The 10,632-nt window shown below is 58.9% G+C and carries 13 protein-coding genes and 1 tRNA gene; 8 read left to right on the plus strand and 6 right to left on the minus strand.

Annotated features, from left to right (window positions below; all coding sequences use genetic code 11):
• The first annotated feature begins 2 nt into the window (after positions 1 to 2).
• The 7 genes from lolB (at position 3) to hisC (ending at position 5,320) form a co-directional block, all read left to right on the plus strand.
• Positions 3 to 623 carry a lipoprotein insertase outer membrane protein LolB gene (gene lolB / locus ASG35_RS13760; RefSeq protein WP_056357947.1) on the plus strand — a complete coding sequence of 207 codons (621 nt, stop codon included), beginning with the start codon at positions 3 to 5 and terminating at the stop codon, positions 621 to 623.
• Between the two features lie 20 nt (positions 624 to 643).
• Positions 644 to 1,552 carry a 4-(cytidine 5'-diphospho)-2-C-methyl-D-erythritol kinase gene (gene ispE / locus ASG35_RS13765; RefSeq protein WP_056357951.1) on the plus strand — a complete coding sequence of 303 codons (909 nt, stop codon included), beginning with the start codon at positions 644 to 646 and terminating at the stop codon, positions 1,550 to 1,552.
• A 55-nt stretch (positions 1,553 to 1,607) separates the two neighbouring features.
• Positions 1,608 to 1,684: transfer RNA gene (locus ASG35_RS13770), tRNA-Gln, on the plus strand.
• A 48-nt stretch (positions 1,685 to 1,732) separates the two neighbouring features.
• Complete coding sequence (locus ASG35_RS13775) at positions 1,733 to 2,686, plus strand: ribose-phosphate pyrophosphokinase (RefSeq protein WP_056357954.1); 954 nt, start codon at positions 1,733 to 1,735, stop codon at positions 2,684 to 2,686.
• Positions 2,687 to 2,847: 161 nt separating this feature from the next.
• Positions 2,848 to 3,474 (plus strand): 50S ribosomal protein L25/general stress protein Ctc, encoded by a 627-nt coding sequence (locus tag ASG35_RS13780; RefSeq protein WP_056357957.1) that lies wholly within the window; start codon positions 2,848 to 2,850, stop codon positions 3,472 to 3,474.
• Positions 3,475 to 3,626: 152 nt separating this feature from the next.
• Positions 3,627 to 4,229 carry an aminoacyl-tRNA hydrolase gene (pth, locus tag ASG35_RS13785; protein WP_056357960.1) on the plus strand — a complete coding sequence of 201 codons (603 nt, stop codon included), beginning with the start codon at positions 3,627 to 3,629 and terminating at the stop codon, positions 4,227 to 4,229.
• Between the two features lie 26 nt (positions 4,230 to 4,255).
• Positions 4,256 to 5,320 (plus strand): histidinol-phosphate transaminase, encoded by a 1,065-nt coding sequence (gene hisC / locus ASG35_RS13790; RefSeq protein ID WP_056358811.1) that lies wholly within the window; start codon positions 4,256 to 4,258, stop codon positions 5,318 to 5,320.
• Between the two features lie 18 nt (positions 5,321 to 5,338).
• Here the strand turns inward: hisC and ASG35_RS13795 are convergent, their stop codons facing one another.
• The 3 genes from ASG35_RS13795 to rsmD form a co-directional block, all read right to left on the minus strand.
• Positions 5,339 to 5,596 carry a YfhL family 4Fe-4S dicluster ferredoxin gene (locus tag ASG35_RS13795; protein WP_056357963.1) on the minus strand — a complete coding sequence of 86 codons (258 nt, stop codon included), beginning with the start codon at positions 5,594 to 5,596 and terminating at the stop codon, positions 5,339 to 5,341.
• A 47-nt stretch (positions 5,597 to 5,643) separates the two neighbouring features.
• On the minus strand, positions 5,644 to 6,147 hold the full coding sequence (coaD, locus tag ASG35_RS13800) for a pantetheine-phosphate adenylyltransferase (RefSeq protein ID WP_056357966.1): 504 nt from the start codon (positions 6,145 to 6,147) through the stop codon (positions 5,644 to 5,646).
• Between the two features lie 176 nt (positions 6,148 to 6,323).
• A complete protein-coding gene (rsmD, locus tag ASG35_RS13805; protein WP_082508376.1) occupies positions 6,324 to 7,016 on the minus strand; it encodes a 16S rRNA (guanine(966)-N(2))-methyltransferase RsmD in 693 nt (230 codons plus the stop codon).
• Positions 7,017 to 7,250: 234 nt separating this feature from the next.
• Here rsmD and ftsY point away from each other — a divergent pair, with 234 nt between their 5' ends.
• Positions 7,251 to 8,570, plus strand: coding sequence for a signal recognition particle-docking protein FtsY (gene ftsY / locus ASG35_RS13810; RefSeq protein WP_442854834.1), 1,320 nt, complete (start codon positions 7,251 to 7,253; stop codon positions 8,568 to 8,570).
• Between the two features lie 46 nt (positions 8,571 to 8,616).
• Here the strand turns inward: ftsY and ASG35_RS13815 are convergent, their stop codons facing one another.
• From ASG35_RS13815 to ASG35_RS13825, 3 genes are read right to left on the minus strand one after another with little or no spacing between them, the layout of a single operon-like run.
• The gene (locus ASG35_RS13815; protein WP_056357969.1) at positions 8,617 to 9,228 is read right to left on the minus strand and encodes a LysE/ArgO family amino acid transporter; all 612 of its coding nucleotides are present in this window, start codon (positions 9,226 to 9,228) and stop codon (positions 8,617 to 8,619) included.
• On the minus strand, positions 9,225 to 9,869 hold the full coding sequence (gene maiA, locus ASG35_RS13820; RefSeq protein ID WP_056357972.1) for a maleylacetoacetate isomerase: 645 nt from the start codon (positions 9,867 to 9,869) through the stop codon (positions 9,225 to 9,227). Before maiA ends, ASG35_RS13815 begins: the two co-directional genes overlap by 4 nt.
• Positions 9,870 to 9,889: 20 nt before the next feature.
• Entirely contained in the window at positions 9,890 to 10,588 is a 699-nt protein-coding gene (locus ASG35_RS13825) for a fumarylacetoacetate hydrolase family protein (protein ID WP_056357975.1), read from the minus strand.
• Positions 10,589 to 10,632: the final 44 nt, after the last annotated feature.

The raw sequence follows: 10,632 nt of genomic DNA on the forward strand, positions 1-10,632 counted from the left end.
CAATGAATGTCCTGAACGGCCAGCGCGCTCGACGCAGCGCACTGGCGTTGATGGCGGCAAGCGCCGTGGTGCTCTCCGGTTGTGCGGTCAAGCCTCGTGTTCCGACTACATCGAATGCCGCGACCGCGGTCACGGCGCAGACGAGCCGCGCGTATCACGGCCGTTTCGCCGTTCAGTACGACGACCAGAACGGTCAGCAACGCAACGCGTACGGCAACTTCGACTGGCAGGAAACGGGCGACACGGTCACGCTGCAATTGCGCAATCCGTTGGGACAGACCATGGCAATCGTCACGTCATCGCCGTCATCGGCCACGCTGGAATTGCCGAACCGCGAGCCGCAAACCGCTGACAACGTATCCGATCTGATGCGCAATGCGGTGGGTTTCGCGTTGCCCGTGGAAGGCTTGCGTTATTGGCTGCAACCTTCGCCGGCGCCGACATCCCGGGCACGCACGACCATGGATTCATCGTCGCAGAATGATAGGTTGAAGCAAATCAAGCAGGACGGCTGGACGATCGACTATCTGGCCTACGCCGATGCACCCGCCACCGGCGTGAAGCGTTTGAACCTCTCGCGGGAAGAACCGCCGCTCGATATCAAGCTCGTCCTCGACCAGTAACGTTTTTCGCATCCACAAGCATGGCTTCCACTCAACCGGGCTCATCAGGCCCGCTGCCTGGCGCAGCGCTGCGCAATTGCCTCGCGCCGGCCAAGCTCAATCTTTTCCTGCACATCACGGGACGTCGTCCGGACGGTTATCACGCGCTCCAGACGGTATTCCAGTTGCTCGACTGGGGCGACGTGCTCCACTTCACCCGGCGCGACGACGGCGTGATAACCCGCATCACCGATGTCCCCGGCGTGCCCGAAGCAGATGACCTTGTTGTGCGCGCGGCACGTCTGCTGCAATCGACAACCGGCACCCCCCTTGGCGTAAACATAGAAATTGATAAAATACTGCCCATGGGCGCCGGTCTCGGCGGCGGCAGTTCTGACGCCGCGACCGTGCTGCTGGCCCTGAACCGCTTGTGGGGTCTGGGTTTGTCGAGACAAGGGCTGCAGGAACTGGCATTGAAACTTGGCGCCGACGTGCCTTTTTTCGTCTTCGGGCAGAATGCTTTTGCCGAAGGGGTAGGCGAAGCGCTGCAGTCGGTGGATTTGCCAAAACGCTTTTTCCTGGTGGTGAGTCCTGCGGTACATGTTCCAACCGCCGCGATTTTTTCAGAGAAAGCGTTGACAAGGGACTCAGAAGTCCTCACAATAACGGACTTCCTTGCACAACATAGTTCTGACGCAGATTGGCCTGACAGCTTCGGCCGAAATGATATGCAGGCAGTTGTGACAGAGAAGTACGCGGAAGTAGCTCAGGTGCTGGAGTGGTTATCGAATCTTTCACCTGCGCGAATGACCGGATCTGGAGCGAGCGTGTTTGCCGCTTTTCGTAGTAAAGCCGAAGCTGAGATGGCGCAAGCCAAACTCCCGGCAAGCTGGAAAAGCAAAGTGACCGAAAGCCTGGATTCGCATCCTCTCTTCGCTTTCGCGTCGTAAAGTTTCGTTTTGCCGGGTTTGTCCTACACTGCCCGGCGAGACTCAAAGTTAGTGTAGGGGAGTCGCCAAGTTGGTTAAGGCACTGGATTTTGATTCCAGCATGCGAAGGTTCGAATCCTTCTTCCCCTGCCATTAATTTCCCGCGTTTTTCCTCTCGCCCAGCCAAGAAACAGGTGCACGATGAGCAGTGACGGCCTGATGGTATTCACTGGCAACGCGAATCCCGCGCTTGCACAGGAAGTCGTCAAAATCCTTGGAATCCCTCTTGGCAAGGCAATGGTCAGCCGGTTTTCCGACGGCGAAATCATGGTCGAGATCCAGGAAAACGTCCGCGGCAAAGACGTGTTCGTGCTGCAATCCACCTGCGCGCCGACCAATGACACGCTGATGGAACTCATGATCATGGTCGATGCGCTCAAGCGTGCATCCGCTGGCCGGATCACCGCAGCCATCCCGTACTTTGGTTATGCCCGCCAGGATCGCCGGCCGCGCTCGGCTCGCGTCGCCATTTCGGCGAAAGTCGTAGCGAATATGCTGGAAATCGCCGGTGTGGATCGTGTCATTACCATGGACCTCCACGCCGACCAGATTCAAGGTTTCTTCGACATTCCGGTCGATAACATCTACGCAACGCCTGTTCTGCTCGGCGATCTGCGTAAGCAAAATCATGAAAACCTGCTGGTCGTGTCTCCAGATGTAGGCGGCGTGATTCGCGCCCGGGCATTGGCCAAACAGTTGAACACCGATCTCGCGATCATTGACAAGCGTCGCCCGAAGGCGAACGTCGCTGAAGTGATGAACATCATTGGTGAAGTGGAAGGCCGCACGTGCGTGATCATGGACGACATGGTCGACACCGCCGGCACGCTTTGCAAGGCGGCACAAGTGTTGAAGCAACGCGGCGCAACCAAAGTGTTTGCGTACGCCACGCACCCGGTTTTGTCGGGCGGCGCGGGCGAGCGGATCGCGGCATCGGAACTGGATGAACTGGTTGTCACGGACACAATCCCTCTTTCCGACGAAGCGCGCGCATGCACCAAGGTGCGCGTGTTGTCGAGCGCCGGCCTGCTGGCCGAGACGTTCTCGCGAATCCGTCGCGGCGACTCGGTCATGTCGCTATTTGCCGAAGGTTGAAAGCGGTTGAAAGTATTTGCGGTATCGGGAGGATAAAACTTCGCGATACCGCGTAATCGGTTCAGGCGAACGAAGGCCTGAACCGCTGCTCTGGGGCTGAACGCTTTCGCGGACAGCCCCGTTTTCACTGCCTGGTCGCGGGCAGATTATGGAGTCGAATCATGAAAGTAGTCGCTTTTGAGCGCAATCTGCAAGGTACGGGTGCGAGCCGCCGCCTGCGTAACTCGGGCAAGACGCCGGGTATCGTATATGGCGCGAACGCTGAAGCTCTGGCTGTTGAGCTCGATCACAACGCCCTTTGGCACGCGCTGAAGAAAGAAGTTTTCCATTCGTCGATTCTCGACCTGGAAGTTGCTGGCAAGACCCAACAAGTCCTGCTGCGCGATGTGCAATACCATCCGTTCAAGCAAATGGTTCTGCACGTTGACTTCCAACGTGTCGATTCATCGAAGAAGCTGCACACCAAGGTTCCGGTTCACTTCCTGAACCAGGAAACGAACCCGGCTGTGAAAACGGCTGGCGCGGTGATCTCGCACGTGATCAACGAAATCGAAATCGAATGTCTGCCGGCTGATCTGCCGGAATTCGTCGAACTCGACCTCGCCAAGATCGAAGCGGGTCAGGCGTTGCACGTGAAGGACATCGTTTTGCCGAAGGGCGTGGCGCTGATCGCTCACCTCGAAGCAGAAAATCCGGTTATCGCTTCGGCGACCATTCCGGCTGCCGTTGTTTCGGACGAAGCCGCTGCAGGCGACGCCGCTGCCGAAGGCGACAAGCCGGCTGCATAAGTCTGCTGAAGCCTGTACGCTTGAGTCCACTCTCAGGAGTGGACAAAGTGACCCGCCGTTGCTCTGCTCCGGCGGGTTTTTTTTAGCCTTTTTCTGGTGCGGTTGAAGCTTGCCGAGCATGCTCGCGCGCTTTTATGCCGCCACGATTGAACATGATCAAACTGATCGTCGGGCTCGGCAATCCGGGCGCCGAATACACCGCGACGCGTCACAACGCCGGCTTCTGGTTCGTCGATCAACTGGCGCGCGACTCGGGCGCGTCTCTGCGCGACGAACGCCGCTTCCACGGCCACTACGGACGCGGCCGGCTCAACGGCCATGAAATTCATCTGCTCGAGCCGCAGACCTTCATGAACCGGTCAGGGCAATCGGTCGTGGCTGTCGCGCAGTTTTTCAAGATTTTGCCGGACGAAATTCTCGTCGCGCACGATGAACTCGATCTGCCGCCCGGCACCGTCAAGCTGAAGCTCGGCGGCGGCAGCGGCGGGCATAACGGCTTGAAGGACATTTCCGCGCATCTTTCGTCGCAGCAATATTGGCGGTTGCGGATTGGCATCGGGCATCCGCGCGATCTGATTCCCGAAGCCTCGCGCGCCGGCGCGAAGCCCGATGTCGCCAATTTCGTGCTGAAGTCGCCTCGCCGTGAAGAACAGGATGTGATCGATGCATCGATTGAACGCGCACTCGCCGTCATGCCTGTCGCGATCAACGACGAAATGGAACGCGCGATGATGAATCTGCATCGCGCTGGCTGAACTGAATGCCTGATAAGGAGCGAAATGTGAGCCGTTTCTGGAGCGAGATCGTCGACAAATTGACGCCGTATGTGCCGGGTGAACAACCCGCGCTTGCACGTCCCGTGAAGCTCAATACGAACGAAAATCCGTATCCGCCGTCGCCGCGGGTTATCGATGCAATCCAGCGCGAACTTGGAAACGACGGAGATTCGCTGCGTAAATATCCGGACCCGACGGCGCGTGCGTTGCGCGAAACAATCGCGCGGCATCACGGGCTGCGCGCAGAGCAGGTGTTCGTGGGCAATGGCTCCGATGAAGTCCTCGCGCACACGTTCCAGGCGCTCCTCAAGCACGACAAGCCGATTCGTTTTCCCGATATCACGTACAGTTTTTATCCGGTGTACGCGCAGTTGTATGGCGTCGCGTTCAGTGCCATGCCGCTGAACGCGGACTTTGGCATCGATGTAGACGACTATCGCGCGCCCAATGGCGGCGTGCTGTTGCCGAATCCGAACGCGCCGACCGGGCGCGCGTTGCCGCTCGACGAAATCAGGATTCTGCTCGCGGCGAACCCGGATTCGGTTGTCGTGATCGATGAAGCGTATGTGGATTTCGGCGCGGAATCGGCGGCTATTTTAGTCGATGAATATCCGAACCTGCTGGTGGTCCAGACGTTATCGAAGGCGCGTTCGCTGGCCGGAATGCGAGTGGGATTCGCGTTGGGCCACGAAGCGCTGATCGAGGCGCTCACGCGGGTAAAGGACAGCTTCAACTCGTATCCGCTCGACCGGTTGGCGCAGGTTGCGGCCATTGCCGCGTTTGACGACGACGCGTATTTCCGCGATACCTGCACGAAAGTGGTCGAGAGCCGCGAGCGTTTATCGGCCGAACTGAAGGCGCTCGGATTCGATGTAGTGCCGTCAGCCGCGAACTTCGTGTTCGCGCGCCATCCGGCACATGACGCCGCAACGCTCGCCGCAAGCCTGAAGGAGAAGGAGATTTTCGTGCGGCATTTCAAGTTGCCGCGGATCGATCAGCATTTGCGGATCACCATTGGGACAGACGCCGAATGTGATGCGCTTCTGGCCGCGTTGCGCGCCATGCTGTAAATGCGGATGGGCGCTTGTTCAGGCGCCCTTCGCTTTCATCAACGCGTGATATTTCGCCATCAACTGGATGGGATTTTCGTCGTGCGCCGGATCGCGCGGAATGCATTCGACGGGACACACTTGCACGCATTGCGGTTCGTCAAAGTGTCCGACGCATTCCGTGCATTTGTTCGGATCGATCACGTAGTAGTCCACGCCCATCGATATGGCGTCGTTCGGGCACTCGGGCTCGCACACGTCGCAATTGATGCACTCGTCGGTAATAAACAGGGCCATGCTTTACTCTCTTCGCCCGGCATTTCAGCCGGCTTTGTGATGCGCGCTCACGGCACAGCGGGATCTGGCGCGATCGGTCCAACTTTATCCTGCAAGCGCTTTTCCACCGATGGAAACACGAATTTGCTGACATCGCCGCCAAGTTGCGCGATCTCGCGCACGATCGTGCCCGAAATGAATTGATATTGGTCCGACGGCGTCATAAACATGGTTTCGACGTCGGGCAGCAAATAACGGTTCATGCCGGCCATCTGAAATTCATATTCGAAATCGGAAACAGCGCGCAGACCCCGCACGATCACGCGCGCGTTGTTCTTGCGCACGAAATCCTTCAGCAGGCCTTTGAAGCTCATCACCTTAACGTTCGGATAGTGCCCCAATACTTCATGGGCAATGTCCAGCCGTTCCTGGAGACTGAAAAACGGCTTCTTGTTGCGGCTATCGGCAACGCCGACCACCAGCGTATCGAAAATACTCGATGCGCGTCGCACAAGGTCTTCGTGACCGCGCGTGAGCGGATCGAACGTTCCCGGATAAACGGCTGTAACCATGGGCATCTCCTCTTTCTGATACTTTTTCTGGCTTTTTGCAGAATTACTGACGATGCTTCGCCAGATTTAAATTGGGACGACACCGGCATCTACAAGAAGCCGTAATCAATCATGCCGTTTCGCCGGCCTGCTCGGCGATGGCCCGCGCATGGCGGCCCGCCATTTTGGAACGCGCATTATTCACCATTTTCGCGCTGCAGCAAATGATAGCGGACCGCGCCCGCCTTGCCTTCGCGGGTAATTGCCCATCCGGCGAGCGCGGGCACTTGCGCCGGGTCGATCGGTTCCCCCGACTCCACGTAAAGCACGCCACTCGCCTTTACCAGCGGCGCCGCAAGTTCGAGTGCGCGCTGGAGCATGGCGGTATCGCCGAAAGGGGGATCGAGGAAAACGACATCGAAGGAATTCGGCGGCAGATTTGCAGCCAGGCGCAACGCATCGGCTTCCACAATTTCGATGTTCTTCGCGGCCAGGCGCGCCTGATTCGCTTTTAACTGCGCGACTGCGCGGCCGCTGCGCTCCACCATCAGTACGCGCAGAGCACCGCGCGATGCGGCTTCGAAGCCTAGCGCGCCGCTCCCGGCGAAGAGGTCGAGGCACTGGCGGCCATCGAGCGACTGGCCGAGCCAGTTGAAAAGCGTCTCCCGCACCCGGTCCGGCGTGGGACGCAAACCGTCGAGGCTTAGCACCGGTAACGGCGTGCGCTTCCAGTCACCGCCAATGATCCGAATGGAATGCGCCTTTCCGCCCCGCGATGGCTGTGCTTCGCGTACCTTTGGCGCGCGTTCGGCCGCTGCGGGTTCACGGGTTTTATCGCGGGCGCGTTCGGGATTTCTCGTGAGCGTTCGGGTAATGTCAGAGCGGGACATGGACGTGCGTGAGTGGGCGGACGGTTAGCCGAGCGCGGAAAAGAAGAAAAAGTACGTGAATAACAATGCCTTTCACCGATGCGGCACGTTACCACAGCCCCGCCGCCACGGATGTCACGGGCCGCCGCCATCCCGCTACTACAATCGATGCCGGCTGATAAAATACGCATCTTTCGCGTATTTGCGCTTTTCGCCCGGCTCTTCCCGCTGTTTTTAGCGGTTTTTCGCGGCACGATGGCAACTTCATCTTTGCGTTTTCGCGGACTGTCGAACCATCAACACATTCGCGACGGCACAGATGAAACGCCACCTCCACCACAGCAGATCATGTTCAGCTTTTTCAAACGATTAGTAGGCAAAACGAGCGATACGCCCGATGAAAATCAGGCAGAGGACGCTATCGAGCTGGATTCGGAGTCCGAAACCGGTCAAGAGCTACAGCACGCGACCACGCCCGTAACACCGGCGCAGCCGGTTGAGAGTATCGGCGAGCCGCTTTCTCACGCCACCACTCCCGTAACGCCGGCTCAACTGGTCGACGATTCGCCGATTGGGGAAACGAAGCCGTACTGGCAAGGCCGCACGGCGTCGCAATGGACCGCGCAGCAGGAAACAGCCGTCATCGTGCCGCCGCCGGAAGCGGACGCCGGCGCAAAACGGTCATGGCTCACTCGCCTGAAGACGGGTTTATCGAAGACGAGTTCGGGGCTGACAGGCATTTTCGTCGGCGCGAAGATTGACGATGACCTGTACGAAGAGCTCGAAACCGCCCTGCTGATGTCCGATGCAGGCATGGACGCCACCGAATATCTACTCGAAGAACTGCGCGAAAAAGTGCGCAGCGAGCGTCTAACCGACGCAATGCAAGTGAAGGCCGCGCTCCGCTCGCTTCTCGCGGATCTGCTTCGGCCGCTGGAAAAATCACTGATGCTAGGCCGCGCGCAACCGTTGGTGATGATGATCGCAGGTGTGAACGGCGCGGGGAAAACAACGAGCATCGGCAAACTGGCCAAGCATTTGCAAAGCTTCGATCAGTCCGTATTGCTCGCCGCCGGCGACACGTTCCGGGCAGCAGCGCGCGAGCAATTGCGCGTGTGGGGCGAACGGAACAACGTGACGGTTCTATCGCAAGAAAGCGGCGATGCAGCCGCCGTGATTTTCGATGCTGTCGGCGCGGCTCGCGCGCGGAAAATCGACGTGATGATGGCCGACACCGCCGGCCGCTTGCCCACTCAACTTCACCTGATGGAAGAGCTGCGCAAGGTGAAGCGCGTGATTGCGAAGGCGCAGCCGGACGCGCCGCACGAGATTCTGCTGGTTATCGATGCAAACACGGGCCAGAACGCGCTTGCCCAAGTAAAGGCTTTCGACGATGCGCTCGGCCTAACCGGGTTGATCGTGACGAAACTCGACGGCACCGCGAAGGGCGGGATACTTGCGGCGATCGCACGCCAGCGGCCGATTCCGGTGTATTTCATTGGCGTAGGCGAAAAGGTGGAAGACCTGCAGCCATTCAGCGCCGACGAATTCGCGGACGCATTGCTGGGTAATTGATTCGGCATGCTGCAGGCGTTTTACAAGGCCTGCAGCAAGTCACGCTTCACCGGGAAAAGATCAACATTCCGGCAATCCACCACATCACCACGCCCACGATCACATCCAGCACGCGCCACGAGACATCTTTCTCGAACAACGGCCGCAGCAACCGCGCCCCGAATCCGAGCACGGTGAACCAGATAATCGATGAACACATTGCCCCGGCCGCGAACCATGCGTTCCCGGGCCAGCCGTATCGCGCGCCAATGCCTCCGAGCAATACGACCGTGTCCAGATAAACGTGCGGGTTGAGCAGCGACAAGGCGAGCACGGTCGATGCCGCTTTTAACGCCGTCTGCGACTCACCATTCTCCGCCTGCAAGTGCCCCGGCCCTTTCCATGCCGCGTGAAAAGCCCGCACGCCGTACAGGAACAAGAACACCGCGCCGGCCCAGCGAATCACGTCCAGCAGAACCGGCGCGCGGGCTATCAACGCTCCCATTCCGCCGATGCCCAACCCAATCAGCATCACATCGATCAACGCGCAGATGGCGACGACTAATCCCACATGTCGCCGCTTCAAACCCTGCCGCAACACAAACGCGTTCTGAGCACCAATCGCGATAATCAAGCTTGCGCCAAGCCCGGCGCCGGATAAAAAAACTGCTGTCGTCATTCCGCGTCCGGTTGTTGCCCAGGCGCAGCGCGCGCGAACGCATCGATTTGCCCGGCGTGATCGGCGATACGTTCGATTGTCGGATACCGGCTCATATCGAGATTGAAGCGCCGCGCGTTGAACACTTGCGGCACGAGGCACAAATCGGAAAGCGTGGGCGTATTGCCGAAACACAGCGCGCCGACGCGCGGATCGTTCGTCAGACGCTTTTCCAGCGAACTGAAGCCCGATTCCAGCCAATGCCTGTACCACGTATCTTTCGCTTCCTCACCGACTTTGAGCGTGTGCTTCAGATACTTGAGCACGCGCAAATTGTCGATAGGATGAATCTCGCAAGCCACCTGCAGCGCGACCGAACGGATGAACGCACGATCCAGCGCGCTCCCCGGCAGCAGCGTTGGCTTCGGATGCGTCTCTTCCAGATATTCGATGATCGCAATTGACTGCGTTAGTACGTCGTCGCCATCCACGAGCGTTGGCACGATGCCGTCCGGATTCAACTCTCGATACTCAGGCTTCAATTGCTCCCCGCCATCGCGCAGAAGGTGAACCGGCGCATAGTCGTAACCAAGCCCTTTGAGATTCAGCGCAATGCGCACGCGATACGCAGCCGAACTCCGAAAATAGCTGTAGAGCTTCATCGGTCCCCTCCGTTTTGTAGTCAGACCACGCGCACGGCGAACTCGCCGATTCCATCAACGCCGCCTTTCATCAGATCGCCCTTTTGAATCGCCCCGACGCCTTCAGGCGTGCCGGTAAAAATCAGATCGCCGGGGAACAGTTCGAACAGCGTCGACAAATACGCGATCGTCTCGCTCACCGACCAGATCAGTTGCGAGATGTCCGAGCGCTGCTTTTCCTCGCCATTGACGCTGAGCCAGATCGCGCTTTTTTCCAGATGCCCGACCTTTGCCACAGGATGAACAGGGCCGAGCGGCGCGGAATGATCGAAGCCCTTCGCCGTGTCCCACGGACGGCCGAGCTTCTTCGCTTCGGCCTGCAAGTCGCGGCGGGTCATATCCAGACCAAGCGCGTAGCCGTAGACGTAATCGAGGGCTTGATCGGCGGGAATGTCTTTGCCTTGTTTGCCGATGGCCGCGACCAGTTCCATCTCGAAATGCACATTTTTCGATTGCGACGGATACGGGAATTCGCCCGTCGCGCCAGGCGCGACGTACAGCACGGCGTCCGCGGGCTTGGAGAAAAAGAACGGCGGCTCGCGATCCGGATCGTGACCCATTTCGCGCGCGTGCGCCTCGTAATTCCGGCCGACGCAATAGATCCGGCGAACGGGGAATTCGTCGTTGGAACCGGCGACAGGCACCGCAACCACGGGCGCCACAGCAAATACATGACTCATTGCGCTTTCTCCAGTTAGATAAGGCTCGACCAAGGGCTCAAGTT

This window comes from Burkholderia sp. Leaf177 (assembly GCF_001424345.1).
Classification (GTDB): Bacteria; Pseudomonadota; Gammaproteobacteria; order Burkholderiales; family Burkholderiaceae; genus Caballeronia.